Origin of the sequence: Lacisediminihabitans sp., assembly GCF_043726815.1 — a bacterium.
Taxonomy (GTDB): domain Bacteria; phylum Actinomycetota; class Actinomycetes; order Actinomycetales; family Microbacteriaceae; genus Lacisediminihabitans.
Window position 1 is genome coordinate 60,232 of record NZ_JAYSJZ010000103.1, and the last position, 24,975, is coordinate 85,206.

A 24,975-nucleotide genomic window follows, 5' to 3' on the forward strand; every position below is an offset into this window, starting at 1 on the left:
GTCCTTCGTTCGGCCCTGGAGATTCGGGTTGAATTATCCGTCCCCGAGGCGAGCGCGCGAGAATTGACCCGCGTCCGCACAGTATTTTCTCAGCGGCTGCCCCCGATATGCACGTGGGCCGCTTGACGGCACCGACCGCCCGAGCTGGGCCTGACTGCGTGCCTTACAGCCCCAGATCCCGCGCGATGAGCATGAGCTGCACCTCGGTGGTGCCCTCGCCGATCTCGAGGATCTTGCTGTCCCGATAGTGCCGGGCCACGAGGTAGTCGTTCATGAAGCCGTAGCCGCCATGGATCTGGGTGGCGTCCCGCGCGTTGTCCATCGCGGCCTCCGAGCCGACGAGCTTGGCGATCGACGCTTGCTTCTTGAAGGGCTTGCCGGCGAGCATGAGCGCGGCCGCGTCGTAGTAGGCGGTTCTGGCGACGTGCGCACGCGCCTCCATCCTCGCAATCTTGAAGGCGATGCCCTGGTTGGCCCCGATGGGGCGACCGAACGCCTCGCGTTGCTTCGCATATCTCACGCTCTCGTCCACGCAGCCCTGCGCGGCCCCCACGCTCAGCGCGGCGATGGCGATTCGTCCCTCGTCGAGCACCTGCAGGAAGTTGGCATAGCCGCGGCCACGTTCGCCGAGCAGGTTGGCCTCGGGCACTCTCGCGTCGACGAAGCTGAGCGGATGCGTGTCTGACGCGTTCCAGCCCAGCTTGTTGTACGCCGGCTCGGCCGTGAATCCCGGGGTCGATGTCGGCACGAGAAGCGTCGAGATCTCCTTCTTGCCCCGCGCGTCGACGCCGGTGACGGCCGTGACGGTCACGAGCTTCGAGATCGTGGTTCCCGAGTTGGTGATGAACTGCTTGTTGCCGTTGATCACCCAGTCGCCGCCCTCGAGCTCCGCGCGGGTCCGCGTGCCACCGGCGTCGCTCCCCGCATCTGGCTCGGTGAGGCCGAAGGCCGCGAGGGCCTCGCCGCTGGTGAGCTGAGGAAGCCACTCTTCCTTCTGCTCGTCGGTGCCGAATCGGAAGATGGGCATGGCGCCGAGCGACACTCCGGCCTCGAGGGTGATCGCTACGCTCTGGTCGACCTTGGCGAGTTCCTCGAGCGCGAGGCACAGCGCGAAGTAGTCACCATCCATCCCGCCGAACTCCTCGGGGAAGGGCAGCCCGAACAGCCCCATCTCGGCCATTCCGGCGACAACCTCATACGGGAAGCTGTGCTCCTCGTCGTGCTGCGCCGAGACGGGCGCGACCACGGTTCTCGCGAAGTCCGCGACGCTATCGATCAGTTGCTGGTACTCGTCGGGAAGATTCCCCGTCGTCAGGCCTTCGGTCATCGTCGACCTCTCGTGAATGTGTCTCTCGTGGGACTTCAGTTAGGAAGTGTTAACTGTGATGCAAGGTTAGCAACCATTAACTGAAAAGCCCAGCAGGTCGCGACGACCAGTCCGGCGCGGGTGGGGCGATCGACCAGGATCGGGGGAATCAGCGCCGGGCGTCGAGGGCGAAGGCCCGGGGCGCCGAAGAGACACCATCCGCAAGATCGGCGAGGATCCGGCCGACCGTCGGCGTGAACTTGAACCCGTGGCCGGAGAACCCGGCGCCGACAATGACCGGGCCGACGGCATCCAGCACGAAGTTCGAGTCGGGGCTCGTCGTGTAGGTGCAGCTGATCGGCACGAAGTCCTGCGGATCGACCCCGGGGAGCCACTCGCGCGCGTAGCGCTGCAGTTCGGCGAGCTGCACCGGCTCCGGCGAGAAGGTGCGGGAATCCGGATCCGTTCGTGGACCGACCCCGTGCCATCCGGCCTTCACGCCCTGTCCGGGAGTGAACATGCCGTAGACCGGAGAGGGCCAGAAGCCGTAGTCGGCGTCATCGGTGTCCGGAGCGTGGTTGAACCCCGGCCAGGCGACGGTGTCGTCCAGCACGCGGAAGTGGGCCGGCTGCTCCTGGGTGACCACAAGCCGCGGGAGGGGAACGATGCCGGTGAGCAGCTTCGTGGTCCAGGCACCGACCGTGATGACGACGCGGCGGGCGACGATGGTCTCCACCGCACCGCTGGCGGTGTTCTCCACCCGGAGACGCACCTCGTCGTCACCCAGCACCTCGAGGCCGAGCACCCGGCGGCCATGCACCACCTCGGCACCGTGATCGACGGCGGATCTCTGGAGCGCGGCGACCGCCCGATCGGCATGGAGCCGTCCGGCCTCGCGGTTATAGAGCACCTCACGGTCGAAGCGGATTCCCGGCCAGCGTCGCCCGGCCTCCGCGGGCGGCAAGAACTCGGCGGGGATTCCGGCGCCGTCGAGCGCCCGTTTCACCTCGGCGAAGGCCGGATTCGCGCCGTGGTTGACGATTCCGACGAGATCGAGCAGCCCGTGGCCGGTCTCCTGCTCGAGCTCTCGCCACGCGGGGAGGGCCTCGGCGAGCATGGCGACATAGGTCGGATCCGCGTAGGACACGTTGAAGTTGCGGGATGCCCCGTGCGAGGCTCCGTTCACGTGACCGGGCTCGAAGCGCTCGAGCAGCGTGACCTGCCGGCCACGGCGGGCCAGCGCCCGGGCGGCGGCAGAGCCCATGGCGCCGCCGCCGACGACCACGACATCCGCGGAGTACGGCATCCCTTAGGCCTGCCGTCCGGTGAGTGCCGCGACGGCGGTGCTGGGGGAGACGGGGGACATCGTGGCCTTTCTCGTGGTTCGAGTACCTAGCGGTCGCGGAGCACCCGTGAGCGCGAGTCCCCGAACGTGGCCAGCCCCAGGGTGTTGGCGGGACGGGGCAGGCCGAGGATTTCCCGGAGGGTCGCCCCAGCATAGTTCTCGGGAAAGACGCCACGGCGCTTGAGCTCGGGGATGACGAGGGCGGTGAAGGCCTCGAACTGCCCACCGAGGAAGGGGGAGAGGATGGTGAACCCGTCTGTCGCCGAGGCGAGAAACCAGGCCTCCAGATAGTCGGCGACGTCGGTTCCCGAGCCGACGAGCACCGGAGCACTCACGGCGTGAGCCACGAGCAGGTGCCGGTAGGTCACCGGGCGATACCCTCCGACCGTGCGGCCGGAGCGCGAGGTCACCAGAGCGACGACCCCGGCGCCGAGCGGGCTGAACCGCGCGGCGGTCGTGAGAGGAACGGCCTCGTCGATGATCACCCCGTTGAGGGACACCCCGAGCAAGCTGGACAGACGGCGGATCGTGCGGTTCGAGGGGAGGGCAACTCCCGCATCCACTCCGGCGGCCGTCTCCACCGGCACCAGGTCCACCAGGTCGTCGTAGACCCTCCAGGCCTCCTCCCGCGTCGCAGCGACGATGGGGAGGATCGGCGTGACCAGCAGGAACTGATCCGGGTCGCGCCCGAGATCCCGCGCCTGCTCCTTCGTGGCCCGATAGGAGTCGATCGCCTCCGCCAGCGAGTTCGGCGCGAGGAAGGAGATGTCGGCCTGCCGCGCGGCGAGGGCGCGTGCGCCCGGCGCATTGCCGACCACCGAGACGATCGGATGCCCCTGCGGCGGTCTCACCACGTTCAGCGGGCCGGCTGAGGAGAAGTGCCGCCCGACGTAGCCGAGAGGGCGCACGGCCCCGTGGCCGATCAGGCGGCCCGTTGCGGCGTCCGCGATGAACGCGTCGTCGTCCCAGCTGTCCCAGAGTCCGCGGAGGATCTCGATGAACTCGCCGGCCGCCTCGATGCGGTCCTCGTCCGGATGCACACTCGTCCAGCCGAAGTTCGCCGCCGAGCGCGGCTCCGCTCCGCTGGAGATGGAAAGACCGGCGCGCCCGTGGCTGAGCACGTCGATCGATGCCGATGCGCGGGCCGTCGAATACGGCTCGGAATGGGCCGAACTCACTGTCGCGATCAGTCCGATCCGATCGGTGACCGCGGAGAGGTAGCTGATGGCCGCCAGCGGCTCGATGCGTGCGAGCAGGTACGGATCCGTCTGTTCGAATTCCGGCCCGGTCGCGAGCCAGTCGCCGAAGTAGAGGAAGTGGAGCCCGGCGGCCTCGGCGGTCAGCGCGAGGGAGCGGAGCACGCGGGGGTCGCCCGCCGGGTCCCGGTGCGCCCCCGGATACCGCCAGCCGGATGGCCAGGCCCCGAGGGTGCGCACCGTGGCACCGATGACCATGGTTCCGCGACGAACCGGAGCATTTCCTCTGCTGTCAGCCTGACTCATCCTCCGACCGTAGGCACCGGACGGTCGCGCCGCTCGCCGGTGGTCACATTCGGTAAACCACCGACTCACTTCGCAACAGGGCTGGACACGACTGCCATCCCATCATTGGGTCTCAAGGACCGACGCACCCGCGAACGGCCGGGCAGCCGCCTGCTCCGGCCGCCCCTCGAGGAGCAAGTGATCGCCGCCGTCACGGCCATCCGTGGGTTTCACGGTGCCGGTGCCTCGAGATCCCATCGCCGGTAGAGAAGGGGAAGCCCCTTGGGGAGGCCGAACAGAATGGCGTCCGCCCGGTGTCCGACGCCCGGTCCGATGAATCGCGCCGTGGTCATACCCGCGGCCTTGGCCGCAGCCTCGGCCGCAGCCCCCTGGGGTGTGTAGACGGTGTCCTTCGAGCCGCTCGTGAAGATCGCGAGCATATCGGTGTAGTGGGTGGCCTTCATGATGTTGAGTGGTTGCTCGGCGTCATATGCCGCCTTGTTTCCGCCGAAACCAAGCCTGAGCGTCGCACTTGGAGACCCTAACGACGGCCCGATCTCACCGGAGATGTCCAGAATCGATCCGAAGACGTCCGGGTGTTTCGCCCCGAAGGACAGGGCGCACTCACCGCCGTTCGAGTAGCCGCCCACTGCCCAGTACTGCCGCCCGGTTGCGACGTGCAGGTTCGTGCGGATGAAATTGACGACGTCGGTCATCACGTAGGTGTGCACTCTGCCCGCCGGGGAATCGATGCACAAAGGATTCTTCGTCGGACTGCCGATCTGGTCGATCGTGAGCACGATCGGTCCGAGGCCCCTGTTCGCGGCTGCCATCGCGTTGAGGGTAGGCACGAAGAGTGCGCTGCTTTCGGGGCCGCCCGGCTGTCCCATCATCATGACGAGGACCGGCAGGGCAGGCGGGTTGGGCACGAGAGCGGCGGGGGGCAGGTACAGATAGGCGGGCCGTGCCGCGAAGCCTGATGCCGTGTTGGGGATCTTCACGGTGCCCAGTTGTCCACTCGCCGGCATTCCCGCCGGTGGCTTCCAGGTCTGCCACAGCGGCTGAGGGGGCGTCGACGGGCTCGAGGTCGGGGAGTTCACCGGGCGAGGGACCGCCAAGGCCTGCCCGGTATTGAGGTTGAGCAGTGAGCCGAGGGTGAGGTTGAGCCCGTATCCGGCGTTGATGCCGAGAGTAGCGGTGGCCGCGAAGAGCAGAATCGCAACCGCGGCAATTGCCTTGCGCCACCATCGCGAATTCCACAGATTAACGACCGCGACGCCGACGGCCGCGAATGCACCAATCACCCAGGCACGAGTGTCGGGGTCCAGCGGCAGACCGAAGACGTTGAAGACCACCTCGCACAGGACCAGGATCACAACGGCCAGCACCGCACCCGCGCCGGCCCCGGCGAGCACGGTCATCGCCCAGCGTCGGCCAGGACGCCGCACCGCCCGGCGCGCGTTCTCCCGCCCCGGGGAGGCGCGACGGACCAGGAGATAACCCAGAGCGGCCGCGCTCAGGGCACTGCAGATGATGATCACCGTGCCGTCGACGATGTTGAGCGCAAGGATCGAACTCAACGTGGTGCCGCCTTCCCGTGACAAGTGGGACGCTGCCGGTCGGTTCGGTCAGCAGCTCCCGGCGGATGCCGTCAACTCCGTGGACGGAGATGGCGGGCGCCAGTCCCACGGGCCTGAGCGCCGGTGACAATTATGCGCTGCCGACCGCAACGTCTGCAGTAAACGGGCCGCAGGCACCCGGCGCTGTCGCGGTGCGATCAGTTCAGATCAGTCCATCGCCGACAGGTGTTCATGCACGCCCAGCCAGCGGCCGGCGGTCTGCGCGAGCACGATCGTCTCGCGCTCGTGGGTGACCTCCGTGACGCCCCCGAGCTCCGCCTCGGTCTCGACGTCGTGGCTGAATACCGCCACGTCGCCGTAGACCTGCACGCGACGATTCTTCGAGAGGCACCGGTGAACCCGGAACCCCTCGTCCTCCCACTCCGACCAGAGCCGCTCGTAGGCCGCGCGGGACTCGAGCCGGTGGTCGACGTTGTGAAACAGGAATGTCGCGTCGGGGGAGAAGCCCGCAAAGTAGGCGTCGCGGCGGTGATTGCCGAAGTCGTCGATGATGCGGTCCGCGGCGGCGAGGGCACTCGCCTCGGTCGCCGCGCCGGTCCCGGTCACGAGGTGGCGCCGGCTCGACGGGCCGCGACCCTGGCGGCAGTGGAGGAGTGGTCGGTCTCGATCGGCCGAGGCTCGCCCGGTCTGCTCGGCACGCCGCGCGGTCCCTCCTCGCCGAACACGTACCGCGGCTCGGGGAACAGCCAGAGCGCGCCGAGGTACAGCACGGCTCCCGCCACCACGGCCACCGCCAGGCTCAGGTCGATGCCGCCGCCGACGTTGATGAACGGTCCGATGATGATCGGCGGGTAGTTCGCGAAGAGCAGGCCGAGGGCCGCGGCGCCGAGCCACGCGACCATCCCGCGCCAGTTGACACCGTTGCGGAACCAGTAGGTTCCGCCGATCTCGCCGCGGTTGAACACCTGCAGGTCGCGCGGGCGGAAGCTCCCGCGACGCACGATGTAGCCGATCGCCATGATCACCATCCACGGTGTCGTCGTCACGATGATGGCGCCGACGAAGGCGTTCACGGCGCCGAGCAGGTCGAAGAAGATCCGCCCGGTGAGGATGAACAGGAACGCCACGACCCCGATGCCGATGGTGGCCTGCACCCGGCTGAACTTGGGGAACACCGAGGAGAAGTCGAGGCCGGTGCCGTAGAGCGAGGTGGTGCCGGTGGAGAGGCCGCCGATGAAGGCGACGACCATGAGCAGCACCGCGTACCAGATCGGTGAGGCCTGGATCAGGGCCACCACGTAGTCGCTCTTGCCCGCGACGATCGTGGCGGTGGCCACGCCGAAGAGGAACGGGATCAGCGTGAGCAGCTGCCCGAACAGGGTCGCGGCCAGGAGCTTGCGTGCTGGCGTGTTGCGCGGGATGTACCGCGCCCAGTCGCCGAGGAATGCGCCGAAGGAGATGGGATTCGAGGCCACGATGAGGGCGGCGGCGACGAACGTGGCCCAGAACCCTCCGAGCGCGAAGCCCTTCGGTCCCGGATCGTACGAGGCGTCGAAGGTGCCGCTGAAGGCGACGATGGCCAACAGGATCAGGATCGTGTTGGCGATCACCGCGGTCTTGTTCACGAGGAGCATGAACTGGAAGCCGAAGACCACCACGACGATCACGATCACGCCGATCACGCCGTAGACGAGAGTTCGCAGGCCGAGGGAGTCCGGGATGCCGCCGAGTCTGGTGAGTGCCCCCACCAGCGCGTCGCCGCTCACCCAGACCGAGATCGAATAGAACGCGATGGCGGTGAGGAGCGAGAGGAAGGATCCCACAATGCGCCCGCGCACCCCGAAGAAGGCGGCGCTGGAGACCGCATTGTTGGTACCGGTCTTCGGGCCGAACAGGCCCATCGGCATGAGGAAGATCGTGCCGATCAGAACTCCCGAGATCGTGGCGAGCACCGCTTGCCAGAACGAGAGTCCGAGCACGATCGGAAAGGTGCCGAGCAGCACCGTGGCGAACGTGTTTGCTCCGCCGAATTGGATGCGCAGCAGGTCCAGCCAGTTCGAGGTGCGGTCGGCGTCCGGAATGGTGTCGACCCCGTGGACCTCGATCTCGGTGACCTTCGGCCGTGCGTTGACGGTCACGGGTTCATCAGCAACAGCTCTGTTGTGTGACATTGATTCGCTCTCGGTCGGACGTGGCTCACCCACGTCGGATCTGCAAGACACTAGTGCAAATAGTGACTGTCATGCAATAGTTGTTGACCATGAGGATACAAGCCATCGTGGACCTCTCGGTTGTGGTCAATGAGGACACCCAGACCTACCCCGGGGATCCGACGCCGCGATTCGAGCCCCACAGCACGATCGCGCGGGACGGGTTCAATCTGATGTCGGTGAGCATGGGATCCCAGACCGGCACCCACGTCGACGCCCCCTTCCACTTCGACGACTCCGCCGCGAAGCTCGACGAACTGCCGCTCGAGCGATTCGTCGGCACCGGTGTCGTCGTCGACGCGCGAGCGGCCGGCCGGCGGGGGCGCATCACCTGGGACTATTTCGAATCCGTCGAGCAGTCGCTCCTTCCGGGCACCATCGTGCTGCTGCACACCGGGTGGAGCGCTCACTATGGAACACCACGGTACTTCGAGAACCCGTTCCTCGATGCCGGGGCGTGCGCGCAGCTGATCTCGCGGGGCATCCGCACCTTCGGCATCGATGCGCTCAACATCGACGAGACCCCGGATGACGATCACCCGGGCGAGGGATTCCCGGTGCATCACCTCATCGCCGACGCGGCGGGGGTCATCAGCGAGAACCTGACCAACCTCGAGTCGATCCGTTTCGCTGACCCGTTCATCTCCCTGCTCCCGCTCGCCTTCGAGGCGGCCGATGGAGCACCGGTGCGCGCCGTGGCGCTGCAGCTGGCCCCCTGACGTCCGCCCGACCAGCCCTCCAGACCTCCAGACCTCCAGACCGAAAGCATCGAAATGACCTCACCCTTCATCGGTCCATCCGACGCGAGCGTCTCCCCGCGGTATGCGGGCATCGCCACCTTCGCTCGGCTTCCCCGCATCGAGGACGTGCCGAGGGCAGACATCGCCGTCGTGGGCGTGCCCTTCGACAGCGGGGTCAGCTACCGGCCGGGCGCCCGGTTCGGCCCGGCCCACGTGCGCGAGGCGTCCCGGCTGCTGCGCCCGTACAACCCGGTTCAGGATGTCGAGCCGTTCAACGCACAGCAGATCGTGGACGCCGGGGACATCGCCGCCAACCCCTTCAACATCGACGAGGCTGTACAGCAGATCGAGGCGGCCGCGACCGCGCTCGGGGCGGACGGCACCCGACTCCTCACGATCGGCGGCGACCACACGATCGCGTTGCCGCTGCTCCGTGCCGTCACCAGGCGCACCGGGCCGGTCGCCGTGCTGCACTTCGACGCTCACCTCGACACCTGGGACACCTACTTCGGTGCCCCCGTCACCCACGGCACCCCGTTCCGACGCGCGTCGGAGGAGGGACTCATCGACCTCGACGCGAGCCTGCACATCGGCATCCGCGGCCCGTTGTACAGCCGCCAGGACCTGAGGGACGACGCCCGTCTCGGGTTCGCGGTGATCGCGGCTCACGAGTTCGAAACGGATGGCCTCGCCCGGGTGATCGAACGGATGCTCGCGCGACTCGGCGATCGTCCGGTCTACGTCTCCGTCGACATCGACGTGCTGGACCCCTCCCATGCCCCGGGCACGGGCACACCGGAGGCCGGCGGCCTCACCAGCCGGGAGCTGCTGGCCATCATCCGCGCACTCGCCGCCGTCACCATCGTGGGCGCGGATGTGGTGGAGGTCGCCCCGGCCTACGACCACGCTCAGGTCACCGCCGTCGCCGCCTCCCACGTGGCCTACGAGATCCTGTCCGCCATGACTCCACGACCGGAGCAGAGCAGCTAAGCGGCGCGGGCACGGCCTACACGCCCGTCACGCGCTGGTGGCCGATACTGGCAGGGCGGCGTTTCGCCGTCACAACGAACCTGGTCGCACCGACGAAGAGGCAAGCATGCGAGCCGTACACCCGACTCCTTCGGGAACCCCGCTGGCGATCGGGGCCAAGCTCCGGTCCACCCGCCTGGCGCAGTCCCTGACCATCGCCGACGTCGCGACGGCGACCGGTCTCAGCACGGGTTTCATCAGCCGGGTCGAACGCGACGAGACCTCGCCGAGCGTCACGTCCCTCGTCACCCTCTGCCAGGTGCTCTCGCTGCCGCTCGGCAGCCTCTTCGAGGCACCGGAGAACGAGGTGATCGCCCTCGCCGATGCGCCCTTCATCAACATGGGAGGCAGCAACGCCATCGAGCGGCTGTTGACGCCCCGCGGAGAATCCCGAGTGCAGGTGCTCCGCTCCCGACTCGAACCGGGTGCGACCGGGGGTCTCGAGCTGTACACGATCAATTGCGATGTGGAGATCGTGCACGTGCTCAGCGGCTCGCTGCACGTGCGCCTCGTCACCGGCACCGTCGAACTCGCGACGGGCGACACCATGACCCTCGCCGGCCGCGAGCCGCATTCCTGGGACAACGGCACGGATGCCGTCACGGAGATCATCTGGACCATCGTTCCGGCGGCCTGGAGCGGTTCCTCGTAGAACCTGCTCGACACGGAGGTGCACCTCAGGTACCGCGGCTACCGTCGGCGGATGTCTACCCCCAGTGTCGCGGCAGCGAAGTCCCCGGCCGGGCACGCCTACAACCCGGCCCTGGACGGCCTGCGGGCGGTGGCGATCCTCGCCGTTGTCGCCCAGCACGCCGGGATTCCCGGCCTCGACGGCTACCACGGGGTCACGCTGTTCTTCGTGATCAGCGGCTATCTGATCACGGGCCTCCTGCTCAAGGAGCACGACAGGAGCGGCGGCATCCGGCTGGCCCGTTTCTACGGCCGCCGGTTCGCGCGCCTGGTGCCGGCACTCATCGTCGTGATTGCGGCGACCTGCCTCTGGCTGGCGATCAGGAGGGAACCGATCGCCTCGTATTGGGGCGGCATCATCGGCAGTCTCACCTTCACCACGGATCTCATTCAGCCCTTCTTCGGCAACGGCAGCGTCGGCCACTACTTCCAATGGTCTTGGTCGCTCGGAGTCGAGGAGCTCTTCTACCTCGTCTGGCCGATGTCCCTGATCCTCCTGGCCCGGTGGCACCGTTTCGCGGCGGCCGTGACGGTTCTCGTCGCCGGAGTGGTGGGCTGCTGGGCCCTGCGGGCGTTCCTGATCTCCGACGGGATGAGCCACAACCGCTTCTACTTCGCCCCAGACACCAACGCCGACGCCCTCCTTCTGGGCGCGCTCCTGGCCCTCGTACTCGTCCGCTGGCCGCGAAGCCGGGCGTTGCGCATGGCCGGTCGCATTGCCGGGCCGCTCGGTCTGCTCGCGCTCGTCGCCCTCGTCTGGCCGTATTCCGGCGACGCCCTCGTCCACATGGACAAGGGGGCCTTCGGCCAGGCGGCCCTCGCCTCGGCGGCACTCGTTCTCTGGATGGCCACCTCCCCGGCGGGCCGGGTGGCGGCCATCCTCTCCTGGCCCCCGGTGGTCCTCGTCGGAAAACTGTCCTACGGCATCTATCTGTGGAACCTGCTCACCATCTTCGTTCTCGCTTCCATCGTGCACCTCAGCCCCATTCACAGCTGGTGGGGCGTCGCCTGGTTCGCATCGCTGATAGGCGTCGCCTACCTGTCCTGGCGATTCGTCGAGACCCCGCTGAGAGCTCGGTGGGCGCCCGGGTGAATGACCTGCGCGACGAGCCCCGCAGGACGACCGCGTCAGACGCCAAAGATCGGGCCGAAGACTTGGCCACCCGCGCCGGACGCCTGAGTTGTACGCTGGCCGAAGTTGCAGAGGGTTGGAGTCAGTGCATGCCGGCAGAAGTCACGGGTCCCCGTGTCGCGACCTCGCAGGACCGGGATGTCGTCGTCGAGATTCTTGTCAGTGCGTTCCACGACGACCCGGCGTGGAGTTGGGCGTTTCCGGATCCGGCCCTGAGATCCGAGCAGCACAGGCGGCTGTGGGGGCTGTTCGTCGACGGCGCCCTGCGCTACCCGTGGGTGTGGCTGAGCCGGGACAACACCGCCGCGTCGGTCTGGATCCCCCCAGAGGGAACCGACCTGTCGCCCGAGCAGGATGCATCGCTGGAGGCGACCATCGTCGAGATGCTGGGGGCGGATGCCTCTCCCGTGCTCGAGGCGTTCGACCTGTTCGAGCGGGCCCACCCTCGAGAGGTGCTGCACTTCTTCCTCAGTCTGTTGGGCACGAGCTCCGAGCACCGCGGGCGCGGATATGGGCTCGCCCTCCTGGCCGCCAACCTGCGCCGGATCGACGAGCTTCGGATGCCGGCCTATCTGGAGGCCAGCAACCCGGCGAACGTAGCGTTATACGGAAGATACGGATTCGAGGTGATTGGTTCGTTCGAACTGCCCGGCGACGGGCCCACGATCTTCACGATGTGGAGAGACGCAGCGACACGGCCCAGTCAGTGAGTCGGCTCTCGAATCGGGGGACTCTCCTCACCGCAGGAGAGGGATCGGCCGGTCAACGGACTGTCGTCACGCGATACGCCTTCGCGCGCGAGGCCCCTGCGAACGACCGCCGAACGCGCGTTGCTCAGCTCACATGCACTGCTGGGCGGCGTTTGGGATTGCGCTCGGTGGTGCGCAGCACTTCGCGTGTCACGGGCCCGACCTCGCCAACGCCGACGATCAGGAACCGGAACATGTTCGACAGAGGGTTGCCCTCCGTCCACTGGAAATAGATTTCGGGCACAATTCCGGTTTGATCTCGGATTTCCAGCAGCACCGCCGCAATGGTGTTCGGCACGTTCGCGCTGACGACTTCGAGCACACGGTATCCGTGTCTGGCGACGCCATGGACGACCAGGTCCTCCTCGAAGTCGGAGGAGTCCGCCGGGTGCACCTCGAGGAAGATGATGGGGGAGCGTTCGGGGATGTGGTCGTAGAGGCGCATCGCGCGGCTCTTCTTCTGGTATTCGTCGTCACTGTCGCCGTCCGGCTCGTGGGAAATGATGCGGATGGCGGCGTGCTCTTCAGCATCCTGACTGACGAAATCGAGGGCGTTCGCGTCAAGGACGACGGAGGTTGCGCGAAGTTGGAACGAGCGGCGCACGCGGGAGATGATCGACACGGTCAGGATGCCGAGGATGAACAACCCGGCGATGCGAACCCCGTCGGGTCGTTCGATCACGTTCACCACCGTCGTGTAGAGCAGGATGAGGGAGATCGCGGCGAACCCGATGGCATGCCACGTTTGCCGTTTGCGACGGGCGGAGAGGGTGACGGCGACGGCGGCGGACGTCATCAGAACCAGCACGCCCGTGGCGTACGCGCCGCCTTGCGCGTCGACGTTGGCGTCGAAGACGATGGTGATGAGAAACGCGATTCCGGTGAAGACGAGCACGAGCGGACGGACCGCCCTGGTCCACTGGGGCGCCATGCCGTAGCGCGGGAGGTACCGCGGTACGAGGTTCAACAGGCCTGCCATTGCCGAAGCGCCGGCGAACCAGAGGATGCAGATCGTACTGATGTCATACACGGTCCCGAACGCGGGACCGAGGTATTCGTGGGCGAGATAGGCGAGGGCGCGACCGTTGGCCGGCCCACCCGCCTGGAACGCCTTCTGGGGGATGAGCAGGGTGGTCACCGTGCTGGTGGCAATGAGGAAGCAGCTCATGATGATTGCCGCGGTCGTCAGCAGACGCTTTGTCCCGTGGATGCGACCCGCCGGGTTCTCCTCGGTGTCATCCGGGCGCCCGGTTACCTGCGGCATCATGGCGACGCCGGTCTCGAACCCCGATAGGCCCAGGGCGAGCTTGGGGAAGACGAGCAGCGCGATACCGACCATGATCAGCGGATTCCCGTGTTGTGCGGTAAGCGCACCCCACCAATCGGTGATGACCGCCATATGCCCGGCGACATGGGCGGCCGCGACGATGACCACGATAAGGTTCAACGCCAGGTAGGTGACAACGAGCACCACGGCGATCCCGATTGCTTCCTTGAAACCCCGCAGGAACACGACCCCGAGCAACGCGACGAGCACAAGTGTGACGAGAAGCTCATTCCCGTGCAGCCAGGAGGGGACGAAGGGGTTCTCGACCGCGTGCGCCGCGGCATCCGCGGCCGACAACGTGATGGTGATGATGAAATCGGTGGCCGCGAACCCGAGCAGCACCAACACGAAAAGTTTGCCGCTCCACCATGGCAGCAACCGTTCGAGCATGTGGATGGAACCTGATCCGTGGGAACTTTCCTCTGCGACCCGGCGATACACGGGAAGGACGCCGGCGAGAGTCAACACGACCAACACGACCGTGGCGATGGGGGACAGCAGACCGGCAGCCAGCGCCGCAATTGCCGGCTGGTACCCGAGGGTGGAGAAGTAGTCCACACCCGTCAAACACATCACCCGCCACCACGGATGCGTCTTCTCGACCGTTTTCGCATACGGCCCCACATGCACACCGCTCTGATCGACAAGGCCCAGGAGCATCCAGGTCCGAAACCGCCTCGTCCGCGAAGAGTCCACATGCTCACAGTAATGCCGGCCGCGACTGGCACGGGCTGCAGGGACGAGGATTGCCGGGTGATGTGGGTGCACCGGCGCGAGCGAGATCGTCGGTGCACCCCCAAGCCCTCATCGTCCCGGGCGACTGCGGGCTACAGGCAGTTCGGGCTGAAACTCGGCGACAACGGCCCGGTCGCGTTACTCAGGGCAGCGAGTACGAGCTGCTGCACCACCGGGTCGTTGGGCGTCTGGTCGTGCTCGATCGGGTCGAGCGCGCAGAAGTTCTGAATCACGACATTGGTCACCTGATCAGCCGGCCCCGCCAGGCCCTCGCTCGTGTACGGGGTGACGACCTCATCGTGGGTCGTCGCGATCGTCGTGTAGAACACGTCACCCTGGATGTCGCCGCCGGCGTTCAGGTTGCTGAGGAACGCTGAACCGGCACTCTGATCGGAGGCCGCCGCGTTGAAGTCGCCCAAGGCCACGGAACCGGACATCTCCGTGGTGGTGGGGCCGCCGGGGATCGGCGCGGTCGAAGGGACGCCATCCCCGCCGGTGGACACGCCGGGCACATAGCTGAGCGGGTTTGGCGTGAGCGTGGTGCCGTGGTTCGACGGGGCGATGCCGACCAGAGAATGCACCGTCTTTGTGCCGCCGAGGAACTTGATGTAGTAGCGCGGCATCATGCCGCCCTGACTGTGGCCGACCAGGTCGACCTGCCTGGCTCCGGTCGCGCCGAGGACGGCATTCACGAAACTGCCGAGCTGTGCGGCGGAATCCGCGATCGGCCCGGAGGCCGGCACGCCGTCCTCCGCGCCGTAGTCCAGCGAGAAGACGCAATAGCCCGCCTTCTTCAGGATCGGTGACATCACGGCCCAGTTCTTGGCCATGCTCTCGTAGGTGCCGGGGACCAGAATCACCGGCTGCGGGTGCAGGGCGGACGGTTTGCAGGAGAAGTCATTGGATCCGGGCGGGTTCACGTTGGTGGTGTCGGCGAATGCGGGGCTCGCGGCGAACGTGAGCGCGAGTGTGGCCACGGCAACGGTCGCGAACAAAGTTCGCGGTGTGCGGATGTGCATCATGTCTCCAGTCGTCATTGTCCTAAAGAGGGGCCCCGTCCTGAGGCTCTCCCGGGTCGTCCAGGACCCGGGGCTGAGACCAAGACAGCCACGGCGCACTGGGAAACAGCGGATATTGGGAGAACGTGCACACCCCGCCCGGAACCTCGCGCCGGCGCGGCGATTCGTTGACCACGAGTCAATAGCCGCGGGTTCACCGGCGTTTTTTCGATGCACTGAAGGCGGGCGATGACGGGATTCCTGTCGCCTCGGTCGACGCCGATGCCGTTGAGCTCGACGTTCTCGCTGCACGGATGTGCAACGGGCCGAGTGCCGAGGCTCCGAGGACTCCGAAGGATGATCTCCGCGGCCCCCGTACGCCGCCCCTGCTTTTCTCGCTACCTTCAGGGTGTGCTGAGTTCTCGAGCGAGTGTGAAGTCGTGCTTCGCCGCGGCCTCCTGTGCGGTGGCCATCGTGCTGATGTGCGGGTGCACCGCACATCGAGATTCACCGGGCCAGCTGGGAGTGGTCACTGACGCGGGGAGTAATTCCTAGGCGCCCCCGCAAGGGGGCGCCTATGCTGGTCGGGAGTCACCCCAGACCCCGGTTACTCCGGTGGTTGGGGTGCCGATTTTCCCCGGCGGGAGTCCCCGTGTCCGATTTTCTGGTCGACCCTTCCGCTTCTGAGCGCGAATCCAGATCGCGCGCGGCGCCCGTCCCTCCTCGTAGCGCGGGTGACCCCACCACCAGCCCGGGCGCGATCGGCCACGTCCTCCCGGAGTCGGGGCGGGATCCGGGGGGGGGCAGATCGATCGAGGCGAGGGGACAGGCCGGCGACCGTGCCCGCTCGGAGGGCGAGACGAGGAAGGGTTCGTGGCCGTTCCTACTGTCTTGTGCGCCTGGCTCCCTGGCCCTGGGAAGCACGCCACTTCGGGGGATGGGGGTGGGCGGCAAGATCACCACACTCCAGACCATCGTGGTGTTCGTCGGCAACTCGACCTACGAAATTGAGCTCGACCATCGGGTGATCGGCTTCATCCGCAGGATCGGGCAGGTCTTCGAGGCTCACGCCGGACCCGACATCACCTCCGATTCGGAATGGGGCCGGTGGGAACTCTGGGACAAAGCGGCCGCGTTCCTTGTTCGCGCCTCAGGGTTCGCGCCCATCGAGGGGTGCGCCCCCAACGTTGCTTTTCAGGCAACCGTCACTCCCGCGACGCCGTGATGGCTCTCCCGGCGCCCGAGTAGCGCCGTTCGCAGGCTGGATTTTCCGGCGCATCCGAAGGTACCTTTCTCCGCCGTCAGCTCAGCCGGGCAGCGGTCGTGAGCACCCGCGGATCCGGGAAGTCCTCGCAATACTGGTAGTCGTAGGCCAGCCTGACCAGGCCGTTGACCCCGACGACGAACTCGGCTGTCGCACGCCAGGGATCATCCACGGGCGCCCGCCCCTGCTGACGCCGTTCTTCCCGGAATTCGACTCCGATCGCGCGAGGATGCGTCCAGTACTCGGGGCCGGCGTCGAACAACACCTGCTCCACACCCCACTGCCCCACGCCGAACGAGCGGTAGGCCTCGAGATCTGTTGATCAGGCTGTATCGCCTCGCCGGGGATGACGATGCCGCGAAGCGCCAATTCGCTGCCTGCACCGAGCTGTTCCAAGCGGAACTCGGAGTGACCCCTGGGCCTGCCGTTCAGGCGGCCATGCGCGCCCGGAGGATTCGTATCGACGGCCCGACCGACGCCGCTTCGGTAGCGGCGACCGTCGAAGCGGGCCTGGCGGCGGTGCGTGCGGGAGCTATCGAGGCCGGCGTCCAGTCGCTGCGCACCGGCGTGGCGATGGCGGACGCGGGCTCCCACGACCTGCTTAGAGTGACCTCCCGCCTCGCCCTCAGCGAGGCTCACATCCACTCCCTGCGAGGCCAGGATGAAGAGGGCGTGGCTGCGCTGCACGTCGCCGAACAGGTGAGCATGACCGCCGGAGAGCTCGGACTGGCGGCCGACGCCCGCGCGGAGATCGGGTATGTCGATTCCTCAGGGCACGCTATGACCGGGCGGAGCTGTGGCTGACCGAAGCCCGTGCTCTGGGCACGGGTTCGGATGCCCCAGCGACCGTGGCCAAGACCGGAATGTACCTTGGTGCAATCGCGAGCGACCGCGGCAACTACTCCGAAGCCGCCGCCCATCTCGAGGAGGCTCTTCGAGCGGCGCGCGCTGCGGGCGAAGTACGGATGGAAGCTTTCGCCGCGTCGATGCATGGTCGCGTTCACCTCATCCGGCGCGACTTCGATGCGGCTGCTCACTATCTCGAACTCTCACTCGAGCTGAGCGAACGGAGTCACTGGCTAGCGTTCCTGCCGTGGCCCCAGGCGTTGCGCGGCGAAGTCGAACTGGGCAGATCCAACCCGGCCAAGGCCTCCGGGTATCTCGATCAAGCCTTTGCGCGGGCCTGTCAGCTCGGAGATCCCTGCTGGGAGGGGATCTCGGCCCGAGGACTCGCGCTAGCCGCAGAGGCCGCCGGCGAATCGAAGCGCGCATTCGAGATCCTCGCCGACGCGCGGATCAGGTCCAACCGGCTCGCTGATCCGTACGTCTGGCTCGACGCGCACATTCTCGACGCCCAATGCTCGCTCGGCCTGCGTCATGGGCACCCTGACACCGAATCCTGGGTGAGGTCGTTGGAGTCGCTTGCATCACGAACTGGGATGAAGGAATTCTCGGTGCGCTCGCTGCTTCACGCCGAGGCGCTGGGAAATTCGACTGCGGGGCGGGCCGCTCGGCTGCTGGGGGCCGAGATCGATAATCCCGCTCTCACCGAACTGCTCCGCGCCTAATCATGAGAACCCTGCCGACCGCGGCCTTTAGGGAACGAAAAATGGGCCGGACAACCGTTGACCAGTTGTCGCGACCCATTTTTTGAACGAGTACCGGGCAATTGCCCGAACTACCCCTCTGTGGGTGATTCGGAGAATACAAAAGCCCTGATCAGAGGCGTCGGATTTCGAACGGTGGAAAAGTCGTTCCACCGAGAAACCCCGAAAATTCCAGCAGGACGCCAGCATCCCAATGAATACGGCGTCCGGCGGCGCAATGGACCGAGCATTCAGATTCTGCGAGCGTGACGGACTCGGAACCGAAATTGACGAGCTCACGCCGGCGGGAACGAAGATTCGAGGACGTGATGGATCCGAGCCGCCGTTACCGCATCGATGGCGCCGGGCCGCCCAATGTGGCTGGTTGCTTTCCTTGGCCACAGCACACCCACCCCGGCAATCGTGAAATCGCCGCCGAAAAGGGGCCAATCGGCTTCGACAAAGCAAAGCATTCCACCGACCGGCACTTCGTTGAGGCCGCTGGCTTCGAGCGTCGCCCGGACGAGGTCTACTTGCTCTTGCACGCCGTCGACTAGCTTTGTGCCATTTCGCGATCCGATGATCAATGTCTCCGTGCGCGGGCGAGTCCAACCGCCGTCGATTCGAAGGCTGGGGCGTTGCCCCTGGTACTTCTTGGCATCGATGACGAAGACGCCCGAAGGGCAGACAACAATGTGATCGATGTTGGCCTTGGTGGTGGGGATGCGGCGGTCGTGAAGAACGTGAATACCCGCCTGTACGACGGCATCGAGTTGTCGGCCCAGTCGCTCCTCACCCTGCGCGCCGGTGGCCCACGCCTTTGTGCTTTGCGGGTCATCGCTCAAAGCGAGGATGAGGCCACCGATGCGCGGGTGAGCCTCGCGAATGAGTGACTCACGCTTGTCCTTGCGTCGTTCATACTCGCGCTGAGCCGATCCGCCAGCAACCCCGACGAACACCTCTGACTCTTCCAGAACCAGTTCCGCTAGTGAGTCCTCCACGTCATTGAGCTTCGCTGGCACATCCAGCCCCTGCGATTGAGGAACAACCGAGGATCCTGGTGCCTGGCACACCAGACAGGTCACGCTCTTGGTACTGCTGCTGTAAACCGCAATCGTGCCGCCAGGCAATTCGATTCCGCACACTACGCAGTGGCCGGAGTATCGAAGACGCATGGTCTTCGGCGGCCGTGCCGCTGGATCAGACAAGTCGAACTCCCATCTGCTTGACGCTATCTTTCGCGCCCGCGCGCTACGAACCCCATAACGGGGGCGAGGCCGAAAGTGTGTCGCAGAGGCAGTGCCATTGGGGCTTGCGCTGAGATGCCCCACCGCATGAACTCGGGCCGGACCCGTCGATCAACCCTCAGCACCGCGGAGGCTTGCCACGGAGCGCCAGTTTCGAAAAGGAGTGCCGCCTGGCCAACCCCGATAAGTCCAATGCGGGAAGACGAGAGCATCCGCGCCCGATCAGCGGTTCAGACTCACTTCGTAGTCGGCCGCGGCGGCGTCGATCTCCCACCGCTCGACGAACGAATCCCCGGGAAGCAGGTTCGGACGGTCGTAGCTTGTGCCGTTAGAACAGACGTAGTCGTCGTGCCAGTTGTCATTCATCGTCGGATCCCACGTACAACGCCACCCGGCCGCGGCGAAGTCTTCAGATCGCTGCTGGTCCAAGTAGGCATCCGCTTCATCCTGGGCCTGTTCATCGGACTGTTCGTAGCTGTCCGGCGGGTCGTTGGCGGCATCGCTCCCATATTCGATGTCAGACGTGGACGAGCAGCCAGTGAGGGAAAATACGAAGACGGACAGGCCGAGCAGCACGCGGATCTGTAGCTGGGTGAGCATCTGTCCTCCGGTCGATTTGCTCACAGTACCAATTGCGAACGGGCCTCGAATGCCCCACATCGAGGGTCGAAAGGCGAGAAACTTTCCACGGTTGCTGACCAGCATCAGCCGTGAGCAACTGCCGAGGAACGAAAGCGCAGACCTCGGTGACTCCACGGCGTGATCGCCCAAATTGAACTCTTAACAATTATTGGAAGGCTGTGCTTCTCGCGCCTCGCGCAACGAAGCTCGATTTGGAGTTCAAGTCAGCGCTGGCCGCATCCCGGGGAATTCGGTTTGGAGAGGCTTTCGCCAAGAAGCAATGGCCCTGACCGCTGAGTGTCCGGAAGGGTGCTGCGCAAGTACGCGAAAATGTTGAGAATCCGGTCCCAACTTGGCGCCCAAGACCACCATTTGCGGCTCCAGCCACGCAATGAAATCAGCCACATAGCCGAGCGTCGCAGACCGTCACTCGCATCCGGTGCCCCACGTGATGAGGTCGGCTTCCGGCCCTCAGGGGCTCAGTGATGCTCGATAGTCTTGGAGAAAGAGGTCATGAGTTCTGAGCGTCGAGGAAGAAGCCGCCGTTTTGGGAACGACAAGGAGGTCGTAGGTGGCGCGAATCGAATGGGCTGCGCTGAGCGGTGACGACGTCGAGACCGTCGTTTCGATGCTCATCTTCAATGAGCATCCCCGTGCAACGCGAATTCGACCGTCGCAGGGCGACTTCGGCATCGACGTCCTTGTGCCTCATCCTGGTGATTCTTCGCTCGCGGATGTTCATCAGATCAAGAAGTTCGCCGTGAACCTGGATGCCTCGCAGAAGCGGCAGATCGAAGACTCCTTCCAGCGGGTATTGGTTGGCCTGGTTCGGCGAGCGATCCCGCTCGCAGACTGGTACTTAACAATGCCGCTGGACCCGACCATCGAGAACGCGCTCGACTGGTTTGCCGGGATGCCCGATGACGTTATTTCCCGGATGTCATCCAACGAGAAGCTTGGCTTGACGGAAAGAGAGATGGACGTCATCGAAGCATGGCGCGGGGCTCCCGGACGGATCATCGAGTGGAAGGGATTGACCTACTGTGAGGCTCTTGCGAGCAAGTTCTGGTTCGTTGCCGAGTACTACCTCCACGGTGGGAGTGAGCGAATCAAAGATGCTGTGGCAGAGGTCGCAAAGATCCTCCAGCGCGATGTCATTCTCCCCAATGCCGGTACCGAAGCTCCCAGTACATCCATTGTGGAGCCGCACGAATTGCGCGAGCACCTATCTAGGCTAGCTCGGGTGCTCGATGGCGACCCGCACTTCCGGTACGGGTTCAGTGTTGATCCCGCGGCCCCGCAGTTGCCCGAGGAGACAGGTCTGATCGCGGCAGCACAGGAGATCGCACCCGGCGGAATGTGCATCACTTTCCGCATCTTCGAACGGTTCGCGGAGGCGTTGAATGAGCGACCGATCCCGATCACAGTCCAGTTTCAATTCGAACCGGGGAGCGCGGAGCAGGAGGCGTTCGACGACTGGCGCAAGTACGGCAAGCCGCTGACTGCCGGCGTCAGCATTGAGGCGGACCTGCCCGGTGGGCTCGGTGGATCGTTCGACAACGCGACCGCAAGCATCTTGCCGGCCAGCGGGGGAACGAAGTATGAGAGCCGGTATCGCATTAGCGCCCCCGACGGCTCGGTGCTGGCAGAACTGCGATTCTCTTTGAGTTCCACGACCGGGCTCGACCGCACTGGCGCCTGGATTCAGGGCCAAGATGCGTCAGGGATCTTGTCAATAGATGGAAAGCTCGACGCTACGGACCGATCAGGCGTATTCAGTTTTTCCCTCGACGACCCGACCGGCCGCGAGGCGGCGGAGGTCGCCTTGGCCGTCCACTTCCTGGCGAGCTTTTCACACCCGAACCGACTTCAGGTTGCAGGAAAGTACGGGGCATTTCACGACTTCGAGGTCATCCCCGAAGTTGAGGCACCGTTCCCGATGTTCCTCGCACGGTACATCGAGGCTCTTGCTGCCATTCAAGCTCATACTTCGACGTTGATTGTCGTACCCGATCTGACGACCGTGACCGGACGCGACGCCCAGACCGTCCACCGCGCGGCCAAGCTTTTAGGCGGGCAGACAGTTGTCGGAACTTGGAAAACGATGGAGTTCGAAACCGAAGGTTCCGTCACGATCGCTTCGGACGAGCACTACCAGCTCGCGACGATCGAGCCATTAACCGCCGTGATCGGTGGGGATACGCTCACTCTTGGCGCTGCGCAGAACACGCTCATGTCAGTGAAGCTCTCGGATCTCGGGGATGGGCGACTTCGAGCGGAGCCGCATCTGAACAACATCGCGCACCAGGTGCATGTGCCAGACGAGCCGGTGCCGCCAGCGGATCGGAAGCCGGTGCGCTCGCGACCTGCTCCAGATGTCGAAGGCGGATTGGACAGCGCGATGTCGGCCTGACGGCTCCCCTCGAACGGTGCAACGAGCAGGTTGATGAGCTCGCTGGCGATCGTCGAGTACAGATAGTGCCTTGCCCGTGGATCGTCACTTCGATACGCCCGGCGTCATCGTCTCCAGTCAAGGTCACCGCCACCAAGCCATCGGGCCAGTTCTGGGGCACCGGTGGCTTGTGCGTCCCTTAAGCGCCGCGCTGGCTTCTGAACTCCGTGACTGATCGCACCTCTGACAGTTGGTGCTACACCTTCGTGATCCCGCAATGCTTGTAATGTTCGGGCGGGGGAGCCAAAAGGATCGTGCAGAAATGGTTCATGGGATTGCAGCGAAAACCATCTGACTTGATAGGCGCCGTGCGGAGTAGAACGACTCTCGAAGCGCACGAACAACTCCCTAGTCGAAGCGGGCTGTATCGTTCGTTGGATGACGAATCAGGACCCGACTGTGACGCCAGAGCCCGAGCCCGAGTACCGAGTCGACATCGAGCACTTCGACGTGCTGGACGACGAGTTCGCTAACGCCCTCGTAACCGTCCTGAACAACCATGGGCTGGCGAGGACACTCGTTGCCGGCCTGCTCTTGCAACTGCCTGACCCGGGCATGTGGCGGCTGACGATTAGCGGAGATGTTGTGGCGAGCGTCAACGCGATCGAGCACCGCGAAGAAGACAACGGCTACACGATCGAGAGGGGTGTTGGCGAAGTTGGCGCACGGACCATCAGCGCGCACGACGGGACTTATGACATCGTGATTGGCGCGTGGTCTTTCATGCCCGCGTTCGAGGTTTCCTCTGCGGAGGAATTGGTCGAGTACATGCACAGCATCGGAGCGCATCTCGCCATCCACGAGTCCGGTCACGCGATCCTTCATCAGCGCGGCGAGGATTCGGAGGCCTTCCAAGAACTCGCCACCGGCACCAAGACAGAGCGGGCGTGGCGGAAGCATCTGGCCGCTCACATTGATGACTTCCGCATCGAGAAGATGACGAACCGCACCGCACCCTCGCCGTCCTCAAACGTCGAGAGTATCGGCGACACGATCGCGCACATGAGAAAAGAGCTGACGGAATCGAATGTCCTCCGCCTAACGAACGGCGAAGCCGCGACGTTGCGCAGTTCAAACGCTGTAAACGACCTCATACGAGTAATGACGTACCTCGGGGCCGAACTGGGCACTGGCGGCGCGATCACCAAGGGACTGCGACCCGACCCACTGCCGGAAGGCTGGGACAAGTACCTAGAGGAAATTTGGGACGCATGGGCTTTGAACCTCGACCGGCTTGAGCCCGCAGACGAACCCATGACAGTTGACGAGATCACTGCTGTGCTGACGGACCTCTGCAAGATCGTCGTCCTGTGGTCGCAGAACATCATCGGCTACCACTTCGAGATGCACGACGACGGGTCTTGGACAGCCAATTGGACCCGGTCTACATACTAAAGCGCACTCGAATCCGAGCAGTTCCCGGGCTCATCCCCGCAGACTTAGTTCCAACGAAGCCCTGCGCGCTGGGCCTCGCCCGTGACCTTTCGCAAATGTGGTCATAAGTGCTGCTATCGGTGATCGGCCGGCCCGCGCGCTTCGTGCTCCCGAAACCTAGATGCTCACCTGGCCGCTACGGTCACCTGGCCACAACCTGTCACGTGAGCGGAGCAAGGCCACCGCTGGTGTCAATCTCAGTTGGTCAGATCAGGTTGCTTTTATGAGGGCAGGTATGTCCCAGGGGACGATTATCGCCACCACGCGATCGTCTCCCTCGTCTCGATCGATGACCACAATTCCAGCGATTGCGCCGGCGTTGGCTTCTGCGTTGAATGCGGACACCGCCTCGGGGGCGGTGAGGGACGGAGGGCGTTCTGTGAACTCCGGATCCTCAAGCTCTCGAAGAGACACGGAGCTGATGGGGACGCGTCGAAAATCGTCCGGCCCCTGCCAGGACTTTTCCGCCAGCCACCGCGCGACAGCGCCCACGGTGAGGATGCCGACGTACGCGCCTGAGGACATCACCGGTACTTGCGAGTAGTTGTGCTCTCTGACGACGGTCAGGAAATCCTCGATTCGGTCGTCAATGTTGAGCGTTCGTACTTTCTGCTCACCAATAGCTCTCGTGGCAAGAACGGGCTCCATGACTCTGCTTGCCAAGAGCTGAAATTCTGCGAGTGTGTTTGGGCGAGGATCGGCGATCGCGGTGCCATCGGAATCGGTTTGCCAGTGAGCGAGAGCATTGCGCAGGTATCCGAAAGTGACGAGTTGCTGTGCTTGTGCCTCGGTGATTGCTGCCCTTTGGTGCAAGTCTTTGACCATTCGTCCGTAGGCGTAGCTCTCGTCCCTTTTCAGGGTGTGGCGCATCCAAGTTTCGAGCTCTCGAAAGGTGTGAAGGAACCGCTCGCCGGGGGCTAGGCCGTCTGCTGGGCCGGTTGAAATCGTCACCACAGTATCTTCGCCTAAGAGATCCTTCTCAATGGCAATTCCGCGCTTCCTGGTGCCACCACACCGACTCGGTCGCGACTCGGTGACATGATTCTCCA

General features: G+C 65.1%; 22 protein-coding genes. 10 read left to right on the forward strand and 12 right to left on the reverse strand.

Features of this window, described 5'->3' with window-relative positions; genetic code table 11:
• Positions 1-163 precede the first annotated feature (163 nt).
• From ACHZD8_RS15405 to ACHZD8_RS15430, 6 genes are all read right to left on the reverse strand, one after another.
• Positions 164-1,327 (reverse strand): acyl-CoA dehydrogenase family protein, encoded by a 1,164-nt coding sequence (locus tag ACHZD8_RS15405; RefSeq protein ID WP_394771310.1) that lies wholly within the window; start codon positions 1,325-1,327, stop codon positions 164-166.
• 148 nt (positions 1,328-1,475) lie between these two features.
• The gene (locus tag ACHZD8_RS15410; protein WP_394771311.1) at positions 1,476-2,612 is read right to left on the reverse strand and encodes an FAD-dependent oxidoreductase; all 1,137 of its coding nucleotides are present in this window, start codon (positions 2,610-2,612) and stop codon (positions 1,476-1,478) included.
• A gap of 86 nt (positions 2,613-2,698) precedes the next feature.
• Positions 2,699-4,153 carry an NtaA/DmoA family FMN-dependent monooxygenase gene (locus ACHZD8_RS15415; RefSeq protein ID WP_394771312.1) on the reverse strand — a complete coding sequence of 485 codons (1,455 nt, stop codon included), beginning with the start codon at positions 4,151-4,153 and terminating at the stop codon, positions 2,699-2,701.
• A 209-nt stretch (positions 4,154-4,362) separates the two neighbouring features.
• Entirely contained in the window at positions 4,363-5,712 is a 1,350-nt protein-coding gene (locus ACHZD8_RS15420) for an alpha/beta hydrolase (RefSeq protein WP_394771313.1), read from the reverse strand.
• A gap of 207 nt (positions 5,713-5,919) precedes the next feature.
• Positions 5,920-6,318: a nuclear transport factor 2 family protein gene (locus tag ACHZD8_RS15425; protein ID WP_394771314.1), complete on the reverse strand. Its 399-nt coding sequence runs from the start codon at positions 6,316-6,318 to the stop codon at positions 5,920-5,922.
• Positions 6,315-7,850, reverse strand: coding sequence for a purine-cytosine permease family protein (locus ACHZD8_RS15430; RefSeq protein ID WP_394771315.1), 1,536 nt, complete (start codon positions 7,848-7,850; stop codon positions 6,315-6,317). The genes ACHZD8_RS15425 and ACHZD8_RS15430 overlap by 4 nt, the downstream gene beginning before the upstream one ends.
• Before the next feature lie 122 nt (positions 7,851-7,972).
• On the opposite strand from ACHZD8_RS15430, the gene ACHZD8_RS15435 reads away from it, so the two are divergent.
• From ACHZD8_RS15435 to ACHZD8_RS15455, 5 genes are all read left to right on the forward strand, one after another.
• Entirely contained in the window at positions 7,973-8,641 is a 669-nt protein-coding gene (locus ACHZD8_RS15435; protein WP_394771316.1) for a cyclase family protein, read from the forward strand.
• A 54-nt stretch (positions 8,642-8,695) separates the two neighbouring features.
• Positions 8,696-9,652, forward strand: coding sequence for an agmatinase (gene speB, locus ACHZD8_RS15440; RefSeq protein WP_394771317.1), 957 nt, complete (start codon positions 8,696-8,698; stop codon positions 9,650-9,652).
• 106 nt (positions 9,653-9,758) lie between these two features.
• Positions 9,759-10,343 (forward strand): helix-turn-helix domain-containing protein, encoded by a 585-nt coding sequence (locus ACHZD8_RS15445; protein WP_394771318.1) that lies wholly within the window; start codon positions 9,759-9,761, stop codon positions 10,341-10,343.
• 51 nt (positions 10,344-10,394) lie between these two features.
• Complete coding sequence (locus tag ACHZD8_RS15450) at positions 10,395-11,474, forward strand: acyltransferase family protein (protein ID WP_394771319.1); 1,080 nt, start codon at positions 10,395-10,397, stop codon at positions 11,472-11,474.
• Positions 11,475-11,602: 128 nt separating this feature from the next.
• A complete protein-coding gene (locus tag ACHZD8_RS15455) occupies positions 11,603-12,223 on the forward strand; it encodes a GNAT family N-acetyltransferase (protein WP_394771320.1) in 621 nt (206 codons plus the stop codon).
• Between the two features lie 124 nt (positions 12,224-12,347).
• Here ACHZD8_RS15455 and ACHZD8_RS15460 read toward each other — a convergent pair whose 3' ends face one another.
• Both ACHZD8_RS15460 and ACHZD8_RS15465 read right to left on the reverse strand, forming a co-directional pair.
• A complete protein-coding gene (locus ACHZD8_RS15460; RefSeq protein ID WP_394771321.1) occupies positions 12,348-14,249 on the reverse strand; it encodes an amino acid transporter in 1,902 nt (633 codons plus the stop codon).
• Positions 14,250-14,416: 167 nt separating this feature from the next.
• Positions 14,417-15,301, reverse strand: a complete 885-nt coding sequence (locus ACHZD8_RS15465) for a lipase family alpha/beta hydrolase (protein ID WP_394771322.1) — start codon at positions 15,299-15,301, stop codon at positions 14,417-14,419.
• Positions 15,302-16,265: 964 nt separating this feature from the next.
• Here ACHZD8_RS15465 and ACHZD8_RS15470 point away from each other — a divergent pair.
• Complete coding sequence (locus tag ACHZD8_RS15470) at positions 16,266-16,547, forward strand: hypothetical protein (RefSeq protein ID WP_394771323.1); 282 nt, start codon at positions 16,266-16,268, stop codon at positions 16,545-16,547.
• A gap of 76 nt (positions 16,548-16,623) precedes the next feature.
• On the opposite strand, the gene ACHZD8_RS15475 is transcribed toward ACHZD8_RS15470, so the two are convergent.
• On the reverse strand, positions 16,624-16,875 hold the full coding sequence (locus tag ACHZD8_RS15475) for a hypothetical protein (RefSeq protein WP_394771324.1): 252 nt from the start codon (positions 16,873-16,875) through the stop codon (positions 16,624-16,626).
• Between the two features lie 29 nt (positions 16,876-16,904).
• Between ACHZD8_RS15475 and ACHZD8_RS15480 the strand changes: the two genes are divergently transcribed.
• Both ACHZD8_RS15480 and ACHZD8_RS15485 read left to right on the forward strand, forming a co-directional pair.
• Positions 16,905-17,390, forward strand: coding sequence for a hypothetical protein (locus ACHZD8_RS15480; RefSeq protein ID WP_394771325.1), 486 nt, complete (start codon positions 16,905-16,907; stop codon positions 17,388-17,390).
• A 44-nt stretch (positions 17,391-17,434) separates the two neighbouring features.
• Positions 17,435-18,154: a hypothetical protein gene (locus tag ACHZD8_RS15485; RefSeq protein ID WP_394771326.1), complete on the forward strand. Its 720-nt coding sequence runs from the start codon at positions 17,435-17,437 to the stop codon at positions 18,152-18,154.
• A 314-nt stretch (positions 18,155-18,468) separates the two neighbouring features.
• Here the strand turns inward: ACHZD8_RS15485 and ACHZD8_RS15490 are convergent, their stop codons facing one another.
• Both ACHZD8_RS15490 and ACHZD8_RS15495 read right to left on the reverse strand, forming a co-directional pair.
• Positions 18,469-19,380, reverse strand: a complete 912-nt coding sequence (locus tag ACHZD8_RS15490; protein ID WP_394771327.1) for a nuclease-related domain-containing protein — start codon at positions 19,378-19,380, stop codon at positions 18,469-18,471.
• Positions 19,381-19,641: 261 nt separating this feature from the next.
• Positions 19,642-20,043 carry a hypothetical protein gene (locus ACHZD8_RS15495; RefSeq protein ID WP_394771328.1) on the reverse strand — a complete coding sequence of 134 codons (402 nt, stop codon included), beginning with the start codon at positions 20,041-20,043 and terminating at the stop codon, positions 19,642-19,644.
• 568 nt (positions 20,044-20,611) lie between these two features.
• On the opposite strand from ACHZD8_RS15495, the gene ACHZD8_RS15500 reads away from it, so the two are divergent.
• Positions 20,612-22,453, forward strand: coding sequence for a hypothetical protein (locus tag ACHZD8_RS15500; protein WP_394771329.1), 1,842 nt, complete (start codon positions 20,612-20,614; stop codon positions 22,451-22,453).
• A gap of 417 nt (positions 22,454-22,870) precedes the next feature.
• Positions 22,871-23,887, forward strand: a complete 1,017-nt coding sequence (locus ACHZD8_RS15505) for a hypothetical protein (protein WP_394771330.1) — start codon at positions 22,871-22,873, stop codon at positions 23,885-23,887.
• Positions 23,888-24,136: 249 nt separating this feature from the next.
• On the opposite strand, the gene ACHZD8_RS15510 is transcribed toward ACHZD8_RS15505, so the two are convergent.
• Positions 24,137-24,877: a CBS domain-containing protein gene (locus tag ACHZD8_RS15510; RefSeq protein WP_394771331.1), complete on the reverse strand. Its 741-nt coding sequence runs from the start codon at positions 24,875-24,877 to the stop codon at positions 24,137-24,139.
• Positions 24,878-24,975: the final 98 nt, after the last annotated feature.

Bases quoted from the DNA above. Each gene is read 5' to 3' on its own strand.
- ACHZD8_RS15405 (WP_394771310.1), bottom strand. From the start codon at position 1,327: ATGACCGAAGGCCTGACGACGGGGAATCTTCCCGACGAGTACCAGCAA.
- ACHZD8_RS15410 (WP_394771311.1), bottom strand. From the start codon at position 2,612: ATGCCGTACTCCGCGGATGTCGTGGTCGTCGGCGGCGGCGCCATGGGC.
- ACHZD8_RS15415 (WP_394771312.1), bottom strand. From the start codon at position 4,153: ATGAGTCAGGCTGACAGCAGAGGAAATGCTCCGGTTCGTCGCGGAACC.
- ACHZD8_RS15435 (WP_394771316.1), top strand. From the start codon at position 7,973: ATGAGGATACAAGCCATCGTGGACCTCTCGGTTGTGGTCAATGAGGAC.
- speB (WP_394771317.1), top strand. From the start codon at position 8,696: ATGACCTCACCCTTCATCGGTCCATCCGACGCGAGCGTCTCCCCGCGG.
- ACHZD8_RS15445 (WP_394771318.1), top strand. From the start codon at position 9,759: ATGCGAGCCGTACACCCGACTCCTTCGGGAACCCCGCTGGCGATCGGG.
- ACHZD8_RS15450 (WP_394771319.1), top strand. From the start codon at position 10,395: ATGTCTACCCCCAGTGTCGCGGCAGCGAAGTCCCCGGCCGGGCACGCC.
- ACHZD8_RS15455 (WP_394771320.1), top strand. From the start codon at position 11,603: ATGCCGGCAGAAGTCACGGGTCCCCGTGTCGCGACCTCGCAGGACCGG.
- ACHZD8_RS15460 (WP_394771321.1), bottom strand. From the start codon at position 14,249: ATGCTCCTGGGCCTTGTCGATCAGAGCGGTGTGCATGTGGGGCCGTAT.
- ACHZD8_RS15505 (WP_394771330.1), top strand. From the start codon at position 22,871: ATGACGAATCAGGACCCGACTGTGACGCCAGAGCCCGAGCCCGAGTAC.